General features: G+C 40.8%; 18 protein-coding genes. 12 read left to right on the top strand and 6 right to left on the bottom strand.

Features of this window, described 5'->3' with window-relative positions:
• Positions 1 to 34: 34 nt before the first annotated feature.
• The gene (locus AC23N5_RS14690) at positions 35 to 685 is read left to right on the top strand and encodes a response regulator (protein ID WP_183979514.1); all 651 of its coding nucleotides are present in this window, start codon (positions 35 to 37) and stop codon (positions 683 to 685) included.
• Between the two features lie 17 nt (positions 686 to 702).
• Here AC23N5_RS14690 and AC23N5_RS14685 read toward each other — a convergent pair whose 3' ends face one another.
• Positions 703 to 2,517 (bottom strand): tetratricopeptide repeat-containing sensor histidine kinase, encoded by a 1,815-nt coding sequence (locus AC23N5_RS14685; protein ID WP_487756178.1) that lies wholly within the window; start codon positions 2,515 to 2,517, stop codon positions 703 to 705.
• Positions 2,518 to 2,720: 203 nt separating this feature from the next.
• Here AC23N5_RS14685 and AC23N5_RS14680 point away from each other — a divergent pair, with 203 nt between their 5' ends.
• Positions 2,721 to 3,362: a response regulator gene (locus AC23N5_RS14680; RefSeq protein ID WP_487756177.1), complete on the top strand. Its 642-nt coding sequence runs from the start codon at positions 2,721 to 2,723 to the stop codon at positions 3,360 to 3,362.
• A gap of 1 nt (position 3,363) precedes the next feature.
• On the opposite strand, the gene AC23N5_RS14675 is transcribed toward AC23N5_RS14680, so the two are convergent.
• The 5 genes from AC23N5_RS14675 to AC23N5_RS14655 form a co-directional block, all read right to left on the bottom strand.
• Positions 3,364 to 3,573 (bottom strand): hypothetical protein, encoded by a 210-nt coding sequence (locus AC23N5_RS14675; protein ID WP_183979508.1) that lies wholly within the window; start codon positions 3,571 to 3,573, stop codon positions 3,364 to 3,366.
• A 122-nt stretch (positions 3,574 to 3,695) separates the two neighbouring features.
• Complete coding sequence (locus AC23N5_RS14670; RefSeq protein ID WP_487756176.1) at positions 3,696 to 4,559, bottom strand: sensor histidine kinase; 864 nt, start codon at positions 4,557 to 4,559, stop codon at positions 3,696 to 3,698.
• A gap of 137 nt (positions 4,560 to 4,696) precedes the next feature.
• Complete coding sequence (locus AC23N5_RS14665; protein ID WP_487756175.1) at positions 4,697 to 5,461, bottom strand: IS5 family transposase; 765 nt, start codon at positions 5,459 to 5,461, stop codon at positions 4,697 to 4,699.
• 65 nt (positions 5,462 to 5,526) lie between these two features.
• Positions 5,527 to 6,432, bottom strand: coding sequence for a hypothetical protein (locus AC23N5_RS14660; RefSeq protein WP_487756174.1), 906 nt, complete (start codon positions 6,430 to 6,432; stop codon positions 5,527 to 5,529).
• An 11-nt stretch (positions 6,433 to 6,443) separates the two neighbouring features.
• Entirely contained in the window at positions 6,444 to 8,426 is a 1,983-nt protein-coding gene (locus AC23N5_RS14655) for a tetratricopeptide repeat-containing sensor histidine kinase (protein WP_487756173.1), read from the bottom strand.
• A 78-nt stretch (positions 8,427 to 8,504) separates the two neighbouring features.
• On the opposite strand from AC23N5_RS14655, the gene AC23N5_RS14650 reads away from it, so the two are divergent.
• The 10 genes from AC23N5_RS14650 to AC23N5_RS14605 all read left to right on the top strand — a co-directional run bounded on the left by AC23N5_RS14650 (position 8,505) and on the right by AC23N5_RS14605 (position 20,528).
• Positions 8,505 to 8,789, top strand: a complete 285-nt coding sequence (locus AC23N5_RS14650) for a response regulator transcription factor (RefSeq protein WP_229601474.1) — start codon at positions 8,505 to 8,507, stop codon at positions 8,787 to 8,789.
• Between the two features lie 43 nt (positions 8,790 to 8,832).
• The gene (locus AC23N5_RS14645; RefSeq protein ID WP_487756172.1) at positions 8,833 to 10,023 is read left to right on the top strand and encodes a nuclear transport factor 2 family protein; all 1,191 of its coding nucleotides are present in this window, start codon (positions 8,833 to 8,835) and stop codon (positions 10,021 to 10,023) included.
• A gap of 52 nt (positions 10,024 to 10,075) precedes the next feature.
• On the top strand, positions 10,076 to 10,462 hold the full coding sequence (locus AC23N5_RS14640) for a hypothetical protein (RefSeq protein ID WP_487756171.1): 387 nt from the start codon (positions 10,076 to 10,078) through the stop codon (positions 10,460 to 10,462).
• Between the two features lie 76 nt (positions 10,463 to 10,538).
• Positions 10,539 to 11,522, top strand: coding sequence for an SDR family oxidoreductase (locus tag AC23N5_RS14635; protein ID WP_487756170.1), 984 nt, complete (start codon positions 10,539 to 10,541; stop codon positions 11,520 to 11,522).
• A gap of 561 nt (positions 11,523 to 12,083) precedes the next feature.
• Positions 12,084 to 12,728, top strand: a complete 645-nt coding sequence (locus AC23N5_RS14630; RefSeq protein WP_487756169.1) for a response regulator — start codon at positions 12,084 to 12,086, stop codon at positions 12,726 to 12,728.
• A complete protein-coding gene (locus AC23N5_RS14625; protein WP_487756168.1) occupies positions 12,729 to 15,728 on the top strand; it encodes a ligand-binding sensor domain-containing protein in 3,000 nt (999 codons plus the stop codon). It abuts the gene before it with no gap.
• Positions 15,729 to 15,928: 200 nt separating this feature from the next.
• Positions 15,929 to 16,522: a hypothetical protein gene (locus AC23N5_RS14620; RefSeq protein WP_487756167.1), complete on the top strand. Its 594-nt coding sequence runs from the start codon at positions 15,929 to 15,931 to the stop codon at positions 16,520 to 16,522.
• A 9-nt stretch (positions 16,523 to 16,531) separates the two neighbouring features.
• Positions 16,532 to 17,296, top strand: coding sequence for a hypothetical protein (locus AC23N5_RS14615; RefSeq protein WP_487756166.1), 765 nt, complete (start codon positions 16,532 to 16,534; stop codon positions 17,294 to 17,296).
• Between the two features lie 57 nt (positions 17,297 to 17,353).
• Positions 17,354 to 18,952: a GDSL-type esterase/lipase family protein gene (locus AC23N5_RS14610; protein WP_487756165.1), complete on the top strand. Its 1,599-nt coding sequence runs from the start codon at positions 17,354 to 17,356 to the stop codon at positions 18,950 to 18,952.
• Between the two features lie 52 nt (positions 18,953 to 19,004).
• Positions 19,005 to 20,528 carry a hypothetical protein gene (locus tag AC23N5_RS14605; RefSeq protein WP_487756164.1) on the top strand — a complete coding sequence of 508 codons (1,524 nt, stop codon included), beginning with the start codon at positions 19,005 to 19,007 and terminating at the stop codon, positions 20,526 to 20,528.
• Position 20,529: the final 1 nt, after the last annotated feature.

Below are 20,529 nucleotides of genomic sequence, written 5' to 3'. Positions count from 1 at the left end.
AGAAGGCCGCTATTTTGTAGAAAATTGAGAACAAATGCAATCATCTATACGGCTTGTTATTGTTGATGACCATCAAATTGTTTTGGACAGCCTAAAAATGCTCTTCGGAACGATTGAAAATATAACGGTTGCGGTTACGTTTACCGACAGCAGAAACGTGATGAGTTTTCTCGAAGAACACGAAGTCGATATCGTTGTGTCGGATTTACACATGCCCCATTTGAGCGGAATTGACTTGACGCTTGTCTTGCGAGAGCGGTTTCCGACGGTAAAGGTTCTTCTCCTGACCATGGCCGAAGATGCCACGCACATCCGAGAAGCCATCAAAGCAGGGGTGAATGGCTATATTTTAAAAAAATCAGGACGTGAGGAGCTAGAAAAGGCGATTTATACCCTAATGTCGGGTAGAAAATACTACAGCGAAGCCGTAATTGAAGAACTATCTTCCTCCGCCCCCGAAGACCTAAACGATGCCCGCCCCGACACGATTCTACACCTGACGAGTCGTGAAATCGAAATTATAAAGCTGATTGCGAACGAGTTTTCAACCAACGAAATTTCGGATATTCTGTGCATAAGTGTGCCAACGGTAGAAACGCACCGCCGAAATTTGATGCAAAAACTTAGCGTCAAGAGCGTCGCAGGTGTAGTAAAATACGCCATGCGCCACGGGTTAGTGAAATGAGGCTGGGCGTAAAAATATTAAATGCGGAGAGTTAAATGAGAACACACACCGCCATTGGGATTGTTTTTCATCGTCCAGGCTCCTCCAAGGCTTTCGATGCGGTCTTTGATATTTTTCAATCCTTTTCCATCTGAGGTATTTTCAAATAGACCGAGCCCATTGTCAGTAACGACTAGCGAGAGTTGGTGATTTTCTACCCTAAGTTGAATAGTGGCATGAGTAGCTTTAGAGTGTTTGAGAATATTATTGACCAATTCCAGACAAATGCTGTACAACTCAAATTCGACGCGTTTGTCAAACCGTCCGATTTGTGGGGCAATGTCCAGGCTGAAATGAGTCGTTGTGTTTTGGTTGATTTTACGAATTAAATAGCGTAGTGCTTCCGTAAGTCCTTGTTTTTCAAACTCATCTGGGAGAAGGTTGTGGGAAAGGAGTCGTACTTGTTCGTGCGCATTGGCAATTGTTCTTTTGACGTGCTTATATACCTCTTGCTCCTGCGGGTTAAGTTTTTTGATGTCGATGGCCTCTAAGCTCCAGTTGAGAGCCGACATAGTACTGCCGAGGCTATCGTGCAAATCGGCGGCGATACGTTTTCGTTCGGTGGTTTGGCCTTGTAGAAGTGCCGCCGAAATCGCTTGGTTCTTCTGCACCAACTCGCGATTTTTGGCAATTAACTTTTGGTTGGTCCATATCAAAATCCCAACAATGAGGGCAACAAGCCCCAAAATGATGGTCAGGTTTTGTTCGCGATTTCGCTCATTTTCTTGGTAAGCTTTTACTTTTTGAAGCTCCATTTCTAATACTTTTTTTTCATTGCGGAGACTTACATTGACGGTCGTTTCTAACTTTTTGAGACTCCCTTTGACGTTCTGATTTTCGATGTCTGATTTGATTTCCAGGCATTCGGCCAAAAGTTTGTAGTCTTTGGTTTGTTTAAAAATCTGAATAGCGTCGTTGATAAACAGTAAGGAATAATAGCGGTTGATGTCTTTTTGGTTTTGGTAAAAATCTAACCCTGTCGAAATCAGCTCTTTCTGCAAGCGGTTGAGTTGGAGCTGGCATTTGGCAATTCCCGAAAACGTGACCAAATAGACATCCCGCAGGTTGGTAAAGTCTTTGGCCTGTTTGCACGTGCGTTGGGCTTGTTCGTAATACTGCATGGCTGCTTGGGCGTTGCCTTGTTTAAGTAACAACTCGGCTTTGGTAAACTGCCCCAACGCATACGGCCGTACTTTCCCTTTTTGAAGGGCCAGTTTCATGGAACTGTCGATGGCCGTAATGGCCTTTCCATACTGTAGTTGGTTGATATAAACCTCCGCTAAGTTGCCGTAGATGTGGTATTTCTGCGTCAGGTTGTAGTAATCGGCTTTGCCTTGGTCATTGTCTTCCAAGGTATAATTTAGGGCTTTTAATAGGCTAGTTTCGGCATTTTTGAGTTGTTCGGAATTGATGTAAAAGAGACCCAAAAAATTGTAGGAGTCGGCCAACAGGCTGCGGTCGTTTACTAATTTTGCCACGGCTAAGCCTTTGTTTGCTTCTTTGATGCCAATTTCGACCAAGTTATTGAAGTAATAAATTTCGCACTGCCGACTGTGAAAAAGGTAGGTGAAGTAAGTGGGTTTTTTGATGGTGAGCAACAAATCGACGCGATTGAGCCAGTATTGGGCCGAATCGTAGTTGTCATCGTTCATAAAATCATCTACTTTTTGAAAATACTTTTTTACCGTAGCCGATTCTTGCGGGGAAAGGTTTTCGGAAGATTGTCCCAGTGCAACAGTAATAAATGCTCCCCAGAGGTTCATCAAAAAAACTAGGAAAATGAAAGGTTTCATAGGGCAAAGTCGTGTACCAAAGGCAGATAAAGCTAACAAGTCCATAGTTACCAAAAAATTTGGTGATATTCCTAGGGAAAGGTGAGTTTTTGGGATAAAATCATGGAAAACCATGAGGTATATTTTGTCCTTGATTTTTTAACGAAATATTTATCGAAGGAAAATACTATCTTGTGTGCTTCCTTAACCCTACTGCAAAAAACATGATCAGAGTACTCCTTGTGGACGACCACCAAATGATTTTGGAAAGTCTAAAACTACTTTTCAGACGAATCCCAGAGGTGAAGATTGTGGCGACGATTGATAACAGTAGAAATGTATTGACTTTTTTGGCCAACGACCCCGTAGATTTGGTGGTGTTAGATTTTAATATGCCTCATTTGAGTGGCGTTGATTTGACCCTCCAAATCAGACAGCAGCACCCAACGATTCGTATTTTAATGCTTACGATGGTAGAAGAGGCCATTCACATTCGGGAGGCCATCAAGGCGGGAGTACATGGTTATATTCTTAAAAAAGCGGACAAGGAAGAACTAGAACGGGCCATCCAACAAGTAATGCTAGGAAAACGATACTTTAGTCCTGCGATTGTTGATGAACTTTCGGCACATCCTGGCGAAGATTTGAATAATGCCCAACCTGCCACCATTCAAAATCTTACTGAGCGTGAAATAGAAGTGTTAAAGCTGATCGCCTTGGAGTTTTCAAGCCCCGAAATCGCTGAAAAACTGTATATCAGCCTTTCGACCGTCGAAACCCACCGTCGAAATTTGTTTCATAAACTCAACGTCAAAAGCGCGATTGGCCTGACTAAATATGCCCTGAGGCACGGGCTAGTGGAGTAGATTATTTTATTCTCCATGCTTGTTTCCGTAGTTCATTTGCATCAAGTTCATAATCTTTCCATAAACCAGCCGTTAGTGAGAACTCCTCCGAAGGCTTACTTGTTTTTTTAGAAGTTTTTACTTCTACCTCAATATCAAAAGACTTCAAAAAATGGAGTAATGCGCTTAATTTGTTTTGGTCAATATCATTTTTAAGAATAATCTGTGTCATGACTCTATTATTTTTCTGCAAATCTACACTTTTTATCAGTACCAGTACTTGGTAAAGTACACCCGCTTGTTTTGAACTACTAACTTTTTTGAGGGAACGTTGCGAATAGGTTTTTCATTGATTTACAAAGGAATCGAAATAATATTCGTAATTCCATGATTTTCAATGCTTTTAACTTGCCAAGTTCCATTGAGGCTTTCTATGCGAGCTCGTACGTTTTTTATTCCTTTTCCGTCGCTTTCATTACTGAAAAAGCCGATACCGTTGTCGGAAACAATCAATTTTAACTCCCCATTGGGACGGTCCGCCGCGCGGTCGGACCCTCGCAGGGCGGGGGCTGATAAATTAATTTGGGCTTGGGTGGCTTTTGCGTGTTTTAAGATGTTATTGACAAGTTCTAAGCAGATGCTGTAGAGTTCAAACTCTACTTGGGGCGAGAGTCTTCCCAATTGCGGGTCAATGGATAGGTCAAACTGAATGGTTTTGGTTTGGTTTATTTTACGGACAAAATGCTTGAGTGCTTCGGCCAATCCCTGTTTTTCAAACTCTTCGGGCAGTAAGTTGTGGGAGAGGAGCCTGATTTCGTTGTAGGCGGTATCGAGCATTTGTTTGAGGTGTAGATAGACGTTTTTTTCGTCGTTGTCAAGATTGTTGGTATCAATGGCATTGACGGTATAAATCAGCGATGACATCGTACTGCCGAGGCTATCGTGGAGGTCGGCCGCTACGCGCTTGCGCTCGATGGTTTGGCCTTGGAGCATTGCTTTCGAGATTTCGGCATTTTTCTTTCTTAAACTTGCATTTGAATAAAAAGTAATACCAATTACTAATAATAGAAGTAAAATTAGTGCTGCACCAAAATATCTAAACGTAGCTTGTTTATCGACATCTTTTTTTAAATTCTCATTTTGCAAAGCTGTGATTCTGAGTTTGTTTTGGTCAGTTTGGTATTTTAGATTAAGCTCATTGAATTCCTTAAGTTGCATGTTTTTTAAGTGCTGTTTTTGCTTTTTTTCATAAAGATTTAAGTAGTAATATGATTTCTTAAAATTATTTAATTTAAAATAGTTTTTATGTATTATTTCCAAGTAAGAGTATGTTTAAAAATTATCTGTTGAGCATTTTACAATCTATTTAAGATTATTTGGCAGTTCGCCCATAAAACCCAGGCTTCAGTACTTGCAGCCGTTTTTTCATAGTCTTTTGAGTGCCTTCGAAAAAAATTCAGCCATCCAAATGTACGCTCATTTACCCATCTCCATTTAACCGGAACAAAGCCTTTCTGTGAAGGAGGTTTGGACGCAAACTCTATTTCCAAATCTATAATATGGTCTTGTACCCACTCATAAAACACCTTCTTATAAGCCTCATCCACCAGAATTTTTTGCATCCGATTCAAGTAGCCTAAACAATGTTCAACCAATAGATGTGCTTTTACTCCATCGTGAATGTCAGCTGCATGTACGACCACTCCCCACACTAAGCCAAGTGTATCAACAATAATATGTTTCTTTCGTCCATTAACGTGCTTGTTACCATCAATCCCTTTATCTTGGCTAACAAAAGCAACAGACTTAACGGATTGACTATCAATACACAATAGACTTGGTATCTCGTGTTTCCCCTGCCTTTTTCTTTCTTTTTTATTTAATTCACTATTTAACCTTTCCAAAGTGCCGTCTAACTTCCACTTTCTGAAATAATAATAGATAGATTGCCATCCCACTCGGGGATGATTCAGATTTCGCCATTGGCTGCCGGTTCGAAGTATTTCTAAAATGCCATTGACTACATCTCGTAAATTATGTTTCCGTTTTCGTCGGTCTTTTAAGTTTTCTTCAATAATTTGCCAGCAGGTATCGGATAACTCTTTAAAATGGGTTTGCATTTTGCTTTAAGTTTGGTCACTCAAAAGTAAATGCTCCGGTACCTATTTTAATTTTTAAACATCCTCTAACTTAATTTGTATGTTTCAAAATCATTACGATAACCATAAATCTTCATAAATATATCTATCATTTTTAATCCATCTATACAGCGATTAATTGAGTTTTGGTGCATTTTTTTTAAATAATAGTATTCAGAAATTTTGCTTAAATATATGTGCTTGATATATGCTTGATAACCAGCGGAAATATTGTATTTCTCGTCATTAAGTATAGGGTTTATTTTTGAATTGTATTTTTCTGCTAACTCTATATTATTTAAGCCTAAATAACAGGCAGCTAAACTTGCATAAATCGTTGGTAAGATATATTTGATATTATAATTTAACTGCCTTGTTTCAGCAATTTTTAAATATTCAATAGCTTTAGGGTAATTTTTTAAAGCTAAATGACATTCACCTATGTAATCATATACACGAGTAATGTCAAGTTCTGACTTTGATAATAAGGCTAATTCTAAAGCTTTTTTATAGTATATAAAGGCTTTGTACTTTTCATTTCTATCGGGTAAAACATAGTGATATATTGCACCTATTTTTAAATATGAATAAGAGGAATAGGCATAATACTTTTTACTTTCCAATTCTTTGGCTATTTGTAGAAGGTTGTTGGAGCCATTTTTTTTATTTATTCCATTAATAATATTATCTGATTCTCTGATATTATTGAGTAAATGGGCAATTCTATTGTTGTTATTAATTGAAAAAATAATTAGTGAATCTCTCCATTTAGAAACATCTTCTGAGGGTATTTGAATAATTTGATATAAATACTCAACAATAATACTATCTTTTTTGGCACCTGAAGGTAACTTCTTTGCCTTTGCCAATTCTTCTATGAACAGGGTTTGTCCACAAACTTTACTGGCAAATAAAAAAAATAATATTAGTGAATAGTATATGTATTTTTTCATTGCGAAATTTATTAAGAAGGAATCGAAATGATATTCGTAATTCCATGATTTTCAATGCTTTTGACTTTCCAAGTACCATTGAGGCTTTCCACGCGGGCTTTGACGTTTTTTATACCTTTTCCGTCGCTTTCATTACTGAAAAAGCCGATACCGTTGTCGGAAACAATCAATTTTAACTCCCCATTGGGACGGTCCGCCGTGCGGGCGGGGGCTGATAAATTAATTTGGGCTTGGGTGGCTTTTGCGTGTTTTAAGATGTTGTTGATGAGTTCGAGGCAGATGCTGTAGAGTTCAAACTCTACTTGGGGCGAGAGTCGTCCCAACTGCGGGTCGATGGATAGGTCAAACTGAATGGTTTTGGTTTGGTTTATTTTTCGGACAAAATGCTTGAGTGCTTCGGCCAATCCCTGTTTTTCAAATTCTTCGGGCAACAGGTTGTGGGAGAGGAGCCTGATTTCGTTGTAGGCGGTATCGAGCATTTGTTTGAGGTGTAGATAGACGTTTTTCTCGTCGTTGTCAAGATTGTTGGTATCAATGGCATTGACGGTATAAATCAGCGACGACATCGTACTGCCGAGGCTATCGTGGAGGTCGGCCGCTACGCGCTTGCGCTCGATGGTTTGGCCTTTTAAAACCGATGCTGATATTTCCTTGTTTTTTCTTTTAAGGCTCTGATTATGATAAAAAAGTACGCCTGCAAGTGTCATTAAAAATGCAATACTGGCCAATAGCAAATTACGAGTTTGTCGCTGGGAAGTCAGCTCATTTTGCTGAGTCAATTGTTCCATCGCTACTTTTTGTTGTTGATTGGCGATTTTAAACTCGGCTTCTTTTCGTTTTTTATCAGCGTTTTGCTGGGCTACGAGTGCTTGTTGAAGCAAAAGGTCTTTGTTTAGAAAACTCATTTTTGATTCATTAAGCAAAAGAGTTTGTTTACTGATAGCCAATTCGGCTCTTTGACGTTCTATTTGAGTCTCTTTTTTCTGAGTTTGGTATTGCATTTCCAACTGAGAGAGCTTGAGACTCACCTCGGCTTTTTCCAAGGAGTCATTAATTTGTTGCGCCCTGCCATAATGGTACAACGCTTGTTCATAATTTTTTAAATTTTGATAGCTTTTGTGGAGCATTTCATGGGCAGTGCGGGCATAAGCTACTGATTTATTTTTTTCGGCAAGTTGTAGCGACAAGTTGGCTATTTTAACGACTTTTTCGGGCATACCAGCCCCGTCAAAAAACTCGGAGAGGCGATTGTAGGTAAAATTATCATTGATTTTTTCGGGATTTTTGTCAATGTCAATGCCTTCTTTGGCAAAATAATAACGCCCGCTATCCAGCATATTGTTGAATAAATAAGAAGTGGCTACGTGCCTGTATTGAATCAGATCAGGGTTAAGTTTATACTTCCCAACCAGTTGCATTACCCTACGATGTATTTCCAATGCTTTGGTATAATTGTTCATACTTCGATACACATTGCTTAGGTAATTGAGTGTATTGGCTTGGCTAAAATAGTCGTTGTGTTCTTCAAACGTTTTGAGTGCTTGGTTGAGGTAAAAAAGGCTTTTGTCAAACTGTAAATCCATCAATAAAGCATTTCCGAGGCGCGCACTGGCGATGCCCGCTTGCCGCCAGTTCTTTTCTTTTTCCCAAATCGCTATTGACTTGATGAAGTCGGCGACGGAAGAATCTTTTTTGAGGGTAAATACGTAATACTGACCACGTGCTCGATAAAAAAAGCCCCATCCCCGCTGCCATTTGGTTTTAGAAAGCATTTTTTCACTTTCCCACAACCAATAGCGAACAGAGTCCATTTTCTGGAGGCGATTATAGGTAGTAGCGAGGTTGATTTGCGTACCTATCAGGAGTGTATCCTTTTGAAAAGAAGGCGACATTCGGCGAAACTCGGCAATTTTTCGTAAATCATCTTGTACCGACTGAGTCCAAGCAACTGTGCTAAAAATCACAAGTACCACAAGAGCGAGTGTTCTTTTCATAGAGAAGAGGTTAATGATGCCAATATCTATTTAATCCATCATTTTTCAAATAATTAGCCATGCAATGGTCTCAAAATCATGGTTTACCATGAGATAAAATCGTGGTATGCCCTGATAAATGGAGAAATAATAAGCGGCCAACTTTGTAGCATCAATCAAAAACGTATGCTCACCAAACGCGAAATAGAAGTGCTACAACTCATCAGCCAAGAACTGACCACCGAGCAGATTGCTAATCTGCTGAAAGTGAGCATTCCGACCATCGAAACCCATCGCCACAATCTGCTGCAAAAGATGGGAGCCAAGTCGGTAGTTGGATTAATAAAGGAAGCCATCCGCCAAGGTTTGATTGAGAATCCATAAGAGACAATTGAATTTCTTAAACCATAAACCAATGATCCCTACAATGAAAAAGCTAATTTTTACTTTTGTCATGCTGACGACAGGAAGCATCTACGCTCAAACTGACCTAAAAGCTGCCTTTGAAAAAGGGTTAGCTGATTATGACAAAAATTCGATGGAGGCCATTCAACAAATGGACGATAAGCTGCGCTTTGTGGCGGGGCATAGTGGACAGTTTTACGATAAAGCTACAACGCTTGCTTTGCTCAAATCTCGTCCCACTGCCAAAAGCGAGACCCAAATGAGCGACCTGCGCGTAAAACAATCGGGGAGTTTGGGCGTGGTATCGGGCATTAGAAACCATGCTTTAGTACTTCCCAATGGCCAAAAAATGACATGGAAAGATGCCTTTACCTATACCTTTGAATGGAAAAACAACAACTGGACGCTGACCGACTTACACCACACCAAAATAGATTATCAAACGGGCGGCGAAGACAACACGCTTACGACCCAAATGCAGCAAAAAATAGAGAATGAATACAAGACTGATTCCAAAGCCTTTTATGCCAATCGCCTTTCTGATGATTTCAGATATGCAACCGTGCAGGGCAGCTATCTGACCAAAGAAATGGTTTTGAAAAGCGACAAGCAAAACATTATTTCGTCCGAGACGCTCCAACCCCTTATTTTTCAATCGGGTGACTTGGCCGTTGAAACGGGTATCCACAAAACCGTGCGTTTAGATAAAGACGGTATCAAGCGTAGCAAGCAAGTAGCGGCTACCTATGTTTTTCAGCGGCGCAATGGCAAGTGGATGTTTGTAAGTTCGCAACAAACCGACATAGCCTCGCCAGCAGCCGAAGAAGAAGCTGCCGTTCGGCAGGTGATTGATGCCGAAACCAAAGCCTATCACGAAGCCAATCTAGCCGTATGGAGATCAAACTGGGCTACTACTCCTTATATAGAAAGGCAAGACGAAAAACTCAGAAAACTGGCCAATACGCCCTATTTGAAAGGCCAAGCCCTCCAAAAAGGCTACGAGGAATTTGGCAAAACCCATAAACCGACGGGTCTTAATACAGTAGTGAGTGATTATGAATCGCACATTTCAGGTAATTTGGCCTGGGCTACTTATACCCAAGAAGATAAAAAAGCCGACGGAACTGTGGGACAAAAACAACGTTCGTTGCGCATTTTGGAGAAAATAAACGGTCAGTGGAAGATTGTAATGCTGAGTTTGACAGGCTTTTAGGAGTTTGTCCATAGCATAACAATCGTTTTTCAATAAACTTAAAAAACACAAAATGAAAGCTTCCTATTTTCTTATTTTTCTTGCTATTTATTCCCTTTTGGGTGGGTCTATGATGCTTTTTAATGCCGCTGGTACGTTGCAAGACTATGGGGTTCAAAACATTGACAAAGACCATATCTCTACGATACAGTTTTTGGGACTTACAAATATCGGATTAGCACTTAATGCCTTTCTTTTCCGAAATGCAGATAATCGCAACGCCCGTAATATTTTTATTTCTAGTGCTTTTTTGGCTATTAGTTGCGTTTTGAAAGGATGTTACGATGTATTTGGGGAAGGTATTGCAGCCAATAATTTTGTTTGGATAGATATGAGTTTTAGGTTGTTGGTGGGCTTGGTAGCTGTGTATTATGCTTTGAAGAGTAATAAGGAGAGATAAATCTTAAGTAAGATTTGCTACTCACTGGCATATCAATGAAAATACTAAATCATCATCTGTATAACCTTTCTATGACATGAAAAAAACAGCATTTGTAACGGGTGGTACTGGCTTTATCGGTATCAATCTTCTTCATAAATTAGTGGCTGAAGGTTGGGAAGTGACCGCCCTACGTCGTTCCACATCCGACCTTACATATCTTAAAGGCCTAGACATCAACTGGGTAGTAGGCTCGCTGGAAGACCGACTCTCGCTCGAAAAAGGAATGCCTAGTGGTTTAGATGCCGTTTTTCACGTAGCGGGCGACGTTAATTCTTGGAAAAAACAGTATGCGGCTCAAACTGAAACCAACGTGACAGGTACGCGCAATATGGTGGAAGTAGCAGTGGCAAAAAAAGCCAAATGCTTTGTTCATACGTCGAGTATCTCTGCTTGGGGAGATGTGCGGGGGCTTACCACCGAAGATACACCCCAACGCGGGGATGTTGCATGGGGTAACTATGAAAAAACCAAATGGGCAGGCGAGCAAGAAGCACTCAAAGGGGTAAATTTGGGAATGAAAGTAGTAGTTATGAACCCTTCCATTGTGTTAGGCCCTTATGATAGTACCACTTGGGGAAGTGCGTTTGTTGCGCTTCAAAATGATAAAGCCCCTTTTATCCCCCCGGGCACAAGTTGCTTTGTGCATGTTGACGAAGTAATAAAGGCGCATATTGCAGCCGTAGATAAAGGCCGAAGTGGCGAAAAATACATCTTAGGCGGTGAAAATGCATCTTTCAAAGTATTTATGGATGAAATTTGCCGATTATTGGGAAAGAAAACACCACCCGTTGCCAGCGTTTTTTTATACAAGTTTCTGGGGAAAGTCTTAGATTTTGTAGCTATTTTTAACAATAAACCACCGCTTATTTCTCCCGAATTGGCAGACTTGCTAAGCAGAAAAGATTACCAGTTTTCAAGCGAAAAAGCCCAACAAGAGTTAGGTTTGAAAGTAGTACCATTGAATGTTTGTGTCAAAGATTGCTATGATTGGTTAAAGCAAGAAAAGTTTTTAGCATAGAAGAACGCCAATGTGGTACGGTCATCTTGACCGTAACTTCAGCCCATGATTGGGAATAAAGTTAATCAAAATCATGGGTGGAGTGTCCTCCGTGCCACTGAGTAATTTATTGGCTTCTTTGCCCATAAAACTCTTAATTAACAAAAACTTTGTTCAGTTTATCAATTCCTAAACCGTAAAAATTATGAAAACCAACACTAATGTTCATCCATGAACTTTATTGGTGGCTACCAACTTGCCATCGGTTATTTGGGTTATATTGCTTACTGTTCTACTGACAAGGCTACCCGACGATCTTGGTTGTTGTCCGTCGCGTTTTTGACCTTATTGTATATGCCTACAACGTCAATGTACGGCAGATGCCGCCGCACAAAACACTCTATATAGATTGCAGCATTTGGGCCATTATGGGTTTGAGTGCCTTGTATTTCTGGAACAAAGAGAAATAGGATTCGTTGTTAGCCCCCACCCGTATTGGGGGTTGATGTTAGAAGATGCGGTTTTAATTTTGTCCACTCGATTATACTCAAACCTATAAGGTTTCTTTAACCATTGATGTATATGCTTTTTATAGCTGACGACCACCGATTGTTTGTGGATGGACTCCGTTTCATCATTAACTATGCCACCGATTATAAACTCGCGGGGGTGGTACACAATGGCCATGAAGTAATGCCTTTTCTCCAAAAACAGCCCATTGATGTCCTGCTTTTAGACATTGATTTGCCAGGGAAATCGGGGAAAGAAGTCGCCATTGAAGTAAAACAGCATTATCCTTCCGTGAGAATTCTTGCCCTTTCGATGTTGAATGATTACGATACGGTAAAAACAATGTTGGGGGTGGGCGTGATGGGTTATTGCTTAAAAACGGCAGGCAAAGACGAACTTCTCAATGCTCTTGCCAACGTGAGCAGAGGAGAGATTTTTATTAGCCATGACCTAATGCCTGTCTTGCTCAACGGGCGCCGACTCACTACGCCCAAATCCAACACTTTCCATCCCCTCAAAGACCTTACCGAACGCGAGCAGGTGATTTTGAAGGAATTGGCCAAAGGCAAAAACGCTGCTGCAATTGCGGATGAGATGAACCTAAGTAAGCACACGGTAGAAAGTCATCGTAAAAATATTTATTCCAAACTCAATGTCCACAGCTTAGGGGAGTTGATGGTATTTGTGAGAGATAATAAGCTGGATACCTTTCAATAAATGACAACAAAAAGTCTATTATTGTTTATCCTGATTGGTTGTCTGAGGTGGGGTAACGCGCAAAATTACCGAGCCACCCTACTGGGCACTGAGCAGGGGCTTTCGCAGGGGTCGGTGTATGCCATGCACAAAGACACGCGCGGATACGTATGGGTGGGTACGCAAGATGGATTAAATCGCTACAACGGCTCGCAGGTAGAAGTGTATCGGCAAAAAATAAACCAAAAAGGGTCAATTCGTGGGCGTTTTGTAAATCGAATTGTTGAGTCGCCCGATGGAAAATTGTGGATAGGTACCGAAGATGGACTGAATTTGTACGACCGTCGGTCTAATGATTTTTCCCAAGTTTTTGCAACTAATACCAACGGCAAAGAAGAGATGACCCACATTACTCCGTTTTTAGCGACTAAAAACGAGGTTTGGTATTGGTCGAAACTCGAAGGCGTCGTTAAGTATCAGCTAAATACCAAGACCAAAACCTCCATTTTTAAGGGGTTTTCGTTCGACATTACCCATTTTGTAAATCAGCACGATATTTTTTTTGACAAACAAGGTCAACTTTGGCTCAAAGCCAATACGGGGGTGGTGTGTTTTGATACACTTACCCGAAAAGCAAGTTACTATTTTAGCGACAACCCACATAATAAAACAGGAAAGCCGACCACGTTTATTGAGGTCATCATGGATAGCTCGGGGCTGTTGTGGTTTGGGACGCAAAACGGACTGATTCGATTTGACCCGCTTAACCAGCAATATAAAGTATTTGTGGAGGCCAATGGGCGTCGTTTGGACGATGTCCATAATATTATTCAAACCCCCGATGGGCGCTTATGGCTAGCAACCCAGTCGGCGGGTTTGCTTCGGTTTGACCCTAAAACAGAGCATTTTCAGCAAGTCAACTACCACTTACCTTCCATTCCACCCTTGACACCTGCTTATTTTTTGTTTACACTCGGTGATGGAATTGTCTGGATTAACATTGAGCCAATTGGCTTGTTGAAATTGGTGCCAGACGGAAAAAATTTCATGACGGTCAATTACAATTCACACCGTGCGTTGTTGAGCAATTCAATTCGTTGTTTGGTTGAATATAAGCAAAAAATTTGGGTAGGAACTACCGTTCATGGGCTATACGTTTATAATCCCGAAACAAATGAAATAGAGAAAAACGTGTATCTACCAACGTTGCCTTCCGAAACGGTTTGGTGTTTTCACAAAGATCACAAACAGCGAATTTGGCTGGGTACGGGCAGCGGATTGGTAGAGTTTGAGGAAAGACACAAACGTTTTCAAACTTTTCCTAACGCCCTGTATCGACATGACAAAGCGCTAAATGCCAATTTTATCAAACATATTGACGAATACTCACCCAGTCAATTGCTGATAGCGACGGAGTCGGGCGCCTATCTCTTTGATACACAAAAACATCGCTTTCAAGAAATACAAGCCTTTGAAAACCAAACCATTGAGTTTGTCATTCGGCTCAAAAGTGGCCAACTGCTAGTTAGTGTCGAAAATAAAGGCGTACATCTGGGGAAACTAAAGGATGGAATGTGGCAAGAAGAGCGTCATTTGTTGCCCCAAAGTCATGTTTTGTCTTTATACGAACAATCTGAAAAATGGTGGCTTGGATGTGCTGATGGCTTGGTAAGAATGGACCCTGTCCGAAATTTTCAAATGCGATTGTACAATGAACAAGACGGCATGGCTAATTCGCACGTTTATGGGATATTGGCAGACTCCAATGGCTATTTGTGGCTCAGTACAAATCGGGGTATTTTGAGGTTTGATCATCAAAAAAATACCTTTTTAAATTTGAAGTCCACCGACGGTCTGCAAGGAGATGAATACAATCGAAATGCGTATTTGATGACCTCTACGGGGCAGATGTATTTTGGGGGAGCCAATGGTTTTAATTACTTTGACCCTTTGCAAATTCAGCCTAACAAAGAGACACCTACAGTGAGGCTTTGGAAAGTGCGTTTTGCGGGCGATAAATCAACTGCCATTTACCTCGACCAGAAACGTCGGCTCTCTTTAAAGTACCATCAAGGTTCATTTTCAATAGATTATGGTGCAATAGACTACGTAAGCAATGGCCAAAATACCTATCAATATCGCTTGAAAGGTCTTGATACTACTTGGATTCAGGCCAACCAGCATACCACGGCGCAATTTGTGCAAGTACCCGCAGGAAAATACACCTTTGAAGTAAAAGCAGCCAACAGCGATGGCGTCTGGAATCCTGTGCCTACGACTTTAACCATCGAAATAGCCCCCCAATTTTGGGAAACAATTGGGTTTAGGTTTGCCATGCTTTTGTTGTTGGCAGCGGGTTTTTACGGTTTTTACCGATACAGAATCTATGTGGTTCGGCAGCAGCAACGAAAAGAAATAGCCTTGATGGTGCAGACCCAAGAAGCCGAGCGCCGTCGCTTTGGGCAAGACCTGCACGATGGCCTTGGGGCTAATTTGTCAGCGATAAAAATGGTGCTTGGCCTCCTCGATGACCCGGCATCGCAGCCTATTAAAACCCAAACCGAATACTTATTAAAAGAGTCGATTGATGACCTACGGCAGTTGATTCACGCCATGAGCCCGCGGAGTTTGGCGCGATTGGGCTTGGTCAAAGCCGTGCAAGAGCTAGCCATTATTATTCATCAAACGGGCAAAGTAGAGGTGAAAGTCTTCTCGGAAGATTTTCCTGAAAACCTGTCCGAAGAAATGCAGGTGAATTTGTACCGCATTGTGCAAGAACTTTTCCAAAATGCCCTCAAACACGCGCAAGCGAAGGTAATTACGCTCAGATTAGAACGAAATTCTCACGGTCTGACAATCCACTACGCCGATGACGGGCGGGGTTTTGACAGGTCTGAGACTACGGCCTCGGGCAATGGTTTAGCTAATCTACATACCCGTGCTCAATTGCTGAACGCTACACTTGACATACGGTCGGTGGTGGGGGAGGGAACAACGGTGAAGTTAGACGTACCGTTTTAGTCGGATAGAATGCGTATTTCTACGTGTTCAATATACCCTAATCAGGGGAGGCGCAGCAGCCTTTTGAGAGCGACCTTTGTTATATGAATCCTAAACAACAACGCTGGCGCTGGCACTTGGTGATTTTACTGTCGCTGGTGGCGGTAGTAGTGGCGGTGGTGGGTTTGTTGTTTGGGTAAAAGATACAATATATCAGTATTATGAAAAAGTTCAATCTGTTTTTTCTGCTGCTACTCACTAGCAGTCAGCTATTTGCGCAAAAAGACAAAAACCTTGCTCGCGTCCAGCGCCTTGATGGGGTGGAAGTTTATATTCTCGCCGAACCCGTGCGGGAATATGAAACCATGACGAGCGTGACAACGGGCGTAAAGGCGGAGTCAATACTGACGGGAGGATTGTTCAATGAAAGTATTACGGACAAAGTGCTTCAGTATATCCGTCGAGCGCGTAAGCAAGGGGCTACTTTTGATGCGGTGCTTTATTCGGGAGGGAAGAGTCTTGTAACCATTCGATTTACTGACAAGTCATCTGAAAAGACGAGAGGGATAGCGCGGGCGAGACAGTTAGAAGGCGTGGACGTATATGTATTAGCGGAACCGCTTAAAGACTATGAAACTATTATATCATCAGGGGGGAGTCTCAAATGGAAGTCCTATCTAACAGGTGGGTTGGTCAACAATTCCATCGAAGAAGATATGGCGGGGTTCATTAAAAAAATGCGTACCAACGGTGTAAACATGGAAGGTTTGATTTATTCAGGGGGCAAGTCAGCGATTAGTTTTAAGTATAAATGAAAAAATGTCATGAACGGTAATATCAAATTTTTAGGAGTACTCGTACTTGTTGGTTTGGCGATGTTCGCCTATGAAGAATACAAAACACACCAACAAAAAAATGCGTTTATTGAGCAGATTCAGGCCAGCAACCTTGCCCAACAACGCTTTAGAGAGGGAGTTAATAAACTGAATGAGGTTGGCAATGGAGACTATACCCAAAGAAGTACTTCGGCTTCACAGGATTATGATCCCAATACAATTGTGAATGACCCATTCGGTGTAAGTATCCCCTTATTAGCTGATTTAAAGATGGTGCCAGGTGCTTCTAAAAACAGTTATGCTTTTGTAGATGCCCGAAGCGGTTCTCGCAATGACCTTATTATTGTAATGCCTACTGACGAGGATTTGAATACCATTGTTCAGAATTTGCAATCGGCAGGAACCACTTTCACCAGAGTTGAAAATGGAATTTTTGCTTCAATCAGCGAAAATGGCATGACTCTGAATATGGCCTATAATACCTCCCCGAATGGCGGTGGACTTTCGATTATGCGATGGATTATGGGCGCACCAGCTATTTCACAGCAAACTATAAATGCGCTTTTTAATGGGATTCGATTTAGGGAAGCTACTGCGTCACTGGCAGAGAGAAAGCAATTAATAGCAATAGATTTACAGAACCAACGAAACTATAACGCACAACAGAGTGAACAGCAACAGATTGAAAGCCTAAGACGGCAAAGGGTATATGAACATGGGATTCATGAACTTAACAGTGTTGGGGATAATTGAGTCTGAAAAAATAAAACTTCAAACATGAAAAGCTTATATCTTTAATTGACGAATTGTATGAAATCCTTACTTATCTTATTTATAGTTTTTGGGGTTTGTGTTGAGTCCTATTCTCAGTGCCAGTTAAATAATTTGTTAACCCCTTTTGGGCCTGGAGACAGAACAATGAAAATTGTTTTTAAAGCGTGTGATTTAAAACCAGAAGCGTTAACAATTACAGTTTATTATTCTGAACAACGGAGCCAACTCGCTGACAATAACTTATCTAATGTAGCAGCGGGGGTAGCCAGTTTTAACAGAAAAAATGATTTAGGAGAGTATGAATACGAATTTATTTTTCCGCACACAGACTTCCCAACACCAAATCGTCAAGATAAAAATTCAATTTCTATCAAATCGGGTAAAACGGTTTTTACGAGGGTATCACTGCGTACGGCCTTGGTGGTAACACCTGTCATTAGTGACATATACGAATTTAAAATGCCACAAAAACTTACTATTGGTTTGATTGGAGATTCGTATGGTAGCGGCGAAGGAGCACCTATGGAGGGTGATTACTGGACCAATGACGCCTGTCATCGCTCCGCCAATAGCGGACAGGTAAAAGCCGTTAAACAATTAAAAGACCGCAATAGAGGTGTCGCTATGGCCTATAAACACGTATCTTGTTCTGGCGCTGAAATTGACGAGATATTTGAAAAAAAACAAAGGACAGTCAATGGTGAAGTGCCTATACAATTTGAAAAATTGAAAAAATGGCTTGATGATAATAACTATGACCGTTTAGATGTTTTGGTGATGTCGGTAGGAGGTAATGACATCGGCCTGATGGGTTTAATAAAGGATTATCTATACTTCCCGATTGGTGATTTAACAACTGACGAAGAAATCAAAGACGACATAGATGATGCTATTAAGGTTTATCTTCCAGAAGCCTATCGCCAATTGAATAATTATATCCGAAGTAATTTCATTTCGAGCAAAATTCTGATAACCGAATACCCTAATCCACTAAATGGCGCAAATGGACTAGCCTGCGGTGATTTTACGCTTGATGCTTGCGGTTCTGAAACCCCATTTGGGGAGAAAGCAGAATATATTTACGCAAGAAATAAAGTATTGATTCCGCTCAATAATCAGATTAAAACATCTGCTGCGGAATTGAAGTGGGAGTACGTAGATGGTCCTTATCGTAGTTCTTCTTTTTATGGTATTTGCAACTGTGACGGCTATTTTAATACACTCCCTCAATCAATCTATGAACAGGGAGATGAACGTGGGGCTTTTCATCCAAATGTAGAAGGGCAGCGAAAAATGTACCAGCCATTCATTTTTGATAAACTCTCAGCAGTGCTGACTCAGATAAGAGCTGAATGGCAATTAAAGCGGGCTTTCGACTTAGTAGTGTATAGACGGGTAGCAGAAGAGGAGCTGCGTCAGGCGCAAGCTTATGACCTAAAATATAGAGCTAACAAAGAGAAAGCGGCCGTAGCTTCCTCAAAATTAAGGTTGTTTAAAGCGAAGGTACATGATAAAACACTACTCAAAAAACAGGAATATTATCAACAAATAAAGACTGGACCCAATGTTAAAAACGTAAAAAAACGCACATTTCAATTAGATAAGTATTCCGTCAGAACACTTGAAGATAACTAAAACGGGAATGCCAAAGCCCTGAAACTTATGTATAAAATTAACTTAAAACACAATGAAAAAACGAATTGAACTACTGAGCATTGTGACACTTTTGGGTTTTTTGATAAGCAGCCATTCAGGGTTAGCTCAAAAAAAACAGGTTACGAAAGATAAATTTATTATTGATGTAAAACCCAAAATTACCTTTCGACCATTTGATATAAATACGCCTCCTCCCAATAAAAAAGTGGATATAAATCAGGTAGTTAAGCTACCCAATGGCAAACAATCATCATTCAAACAATATGTAGAGGCGATGAATGCCTTTGAGCAAAACCTTAACGAAATTGGGTACTCAACTCGTACGATGGATAAAATGACACAGTTAGCAGAGCAGAAATTGGAGCCTGTTGTGAAGCTAGATCCTAATTATCCGGCGATGGGAGTAAAAAAAACACTGCCACAGCTAAAATTAGCTTTTGCTGAAGAAATTCAAATACCCAATACAAATTTCAAAGTAATTTCACTGTTGAAAGCTACTCCTCAAAAAATTCAAGAATTTAAGTCGTCTTCAAAAAATAAATTTGTCGGCAGTTTTAAACAACCTCGATTTGTTGCGCTTAACACCTACAAAAAAGTAAAAAAGACCCCGCTTGTAGAAAACTTCTCACGTGAGCAAAATTTTAAACCTTGGGAAGTATCAATTCCAAACTTTGGGGGTGTAAAGATGACAGCTTCCTATAGTTTGAAAGGGAAAGCAGAACCCTTTGACGGAGACGCTACCGACCCGTTGGAAGCGATAAAAAATACGAATTCTGAATTTTCGATGGGGTTGCATACAAAGGCTCAGCTAAAAATTTCCGAAATAAATTTAGTAGCCAACCTCTTGATGGATGGGTATATCAGCCTTTATTCATTTGATGCCGATTTCACCTCTCGCTCTAATAAGACTAAGAAACTAAGCGGAAAAGTGGTGGTAAAACTTTTAGATAAAATTCTGATTAATGAGGATAAAGAAGTAAATGGCAACTCTATTTCATTTAACAAATCCGAAACATACCCATTAAATAAAGTAGTGGGCGGGATGGATGTCTATCAATATGGTTTTAATTTATTAATACCCATTGATATTTATATAGGGAGCGAAGTGGGTGGCATGGTGGATGTAACCGTAGATAGATCTGGTGTACGAGGACACATAGGCCCGCGTATTTCAAACGCTATTACCATGGAAGCAGGAGCGATTCCATTTCCTTTCAATCGAGTTTTTGACGTAGGTGTAGGTGGAAAACTGGATATGATCGCAAGCAATATAACCTTTGGTGGAAATGCTGGCGTTTCGTTTGGTGAGGATGGCGCCTTAGTACTCAACAATCAAGCCTATCTGAATGTCGATTCTGAACTTATGAAAGGACGCATTTACAGCTTTATAAGTTATCCTTTCTGCTCTTGCGGTTGGTGGGATTGCTTTTGGGAGGCAGGTAATTGTTGGGGAATCAAGGAGGTTCGCCATACTATTGTTAAAACAAACGGCGCACTTTTAAACATGGATAGGACATTAGTTGATGATGATGATAGTAAATCATTGGATTGGTGAT

Source organism: Runella sp. R5_40 (assembly GCF_057652295.1).
This window is presented reverse-complemented; position numbering and strand designations above follow the sequence as displayed.

Excerpts from the sequence above, each read along its gene's own strand:
- AC23N5_RS14690 (WP_183979514.1), top strand. The coding sequence starts at position 35 with ATGCAATCATCTATACGGCTTGTTATTGTTGATGACCATCAAATTGTT.
- AC23N5_RS14685 (WP_487756178.1), bottom strand. The coding sequence starts at position 2,517 with ATGAAACCTTTCATTTTCCTAGTTTTTTTGATGAACCTCTGGGGAGCA.
- AC23N5_RS14680 (WP_487756177.1), top strand. The coding sequence starts at position 2,721 with ATGATCAGAGTACTCCTTGTGGACGACCACCAAATGATTTTGGAAAGT.
- AC23N5_RS14675 (WP_183979508.1), bottom strand. The coding sequence starts at position 3,573 with ATGACACAGATTATTCTTAAAAATGATATTGACCAAAACAAATTAAGC.
- AC23N5_RS14670 (WP_487756176.1), bottom strand. The coding sequence starts at position 4,559 with ATGCAACTTAAGGAATTCAATGAGCTTAATCTAAAATACCAAACTGAC.
- AC23N5_RS14665 (WP_487756175.1), bottom strand. The coding sequence starts at position 5,461 with ATGCAAACCCATTTTAAAGAGTTATCCGATACCTGCTGGCAAATTATT.
- AC23N5_RS14660 (WP_487756174.1), bottom strand. The coding sequence starts at position 6,432 with ATGAAAAAATACATATACTATTCACTAATATTATTTTTTTTATTTGCC.
- AC23N5_RS14655 (WP_487756173.1), bottom strand. The coding sequence starts at position 8,426 with ATGAAAAGAACACTCGCTCTTGTGGTACTTGTGATTTTTAGCACAGTT.
- AC23N5_RS14650 (WP_229601474.1), top strand. The coding sequence starts at position 8,505 with ATGGTTTACCATGAGATAAAATCGTGGTATGCCCTGATAAATGGAGAA.
- AC23N5_RS14645 (WP_487756172.1), top strand. The coding sequence starts at position 8,833 with ATGAAAAAGCTAATTTTTACTTTTGTCATGCTGACGACAGGAAGCATC.
- AC23N5_RS14640 (WP_487756171.1), top strand. The coding sequence starts at position 10,076 with ATGAAAGCTTCCTATTTTCTTATTTTTCTTGCTATTTATTCCCTTTTG.
- AC23N5_RS14635 (WP_487756170.1), top strand. The coding sequence starts at position 10,539 with ATGAAAAAAACAGCATTTGTAACGGGTGGTACTGGCTTTATCGGTATC.
- AC23N5_RS14630 (WP_487756169.1), top strand. The coding sequence starts at position 12,084 with ATGCTTTTTATAGCTGACGACCACCGATTGTTTGTGGATGGACTCCGT.
- AC23N5_RS14625 (WP_487756168.1), top strand. The coding sequence starts at position 12,729 with ATGACAACAAAAAGTCTATTATTGTTTATCCTGATTGGTTGTCTGAGG.
- AC23N5_RS14620 (WP_487756167.1), top strand. The coding sequence starts at position 15,929 with ATGAAAAAGTTCAATCTGTTTTTTCTGCTGCTACTCACTAGCAGTCAG.
- AC23N5_RS14615 (WP_487756166.1), top strand. The coding sequence starts at position 16,532 with ATGAACGGTAATATCAAATTTTTAGGAGTACTCGTACTTGTTGGTTTG.
- AC23N5_RS14610 (WP_487756165.1), top strand. The coding sequence starts at position 17,354 with ATGAAATCCTTACTTATCTTATTTATAGTTTTTGGGGTTTGTGTTGAG.
- AC23N5_RS14605 (WP_487756164.1), top strand. The coding sequence starts at position 19,005 with ATGAAAAAACGAATTGAACTACTGAGCATTGTGACACTTTTGGGTTTT.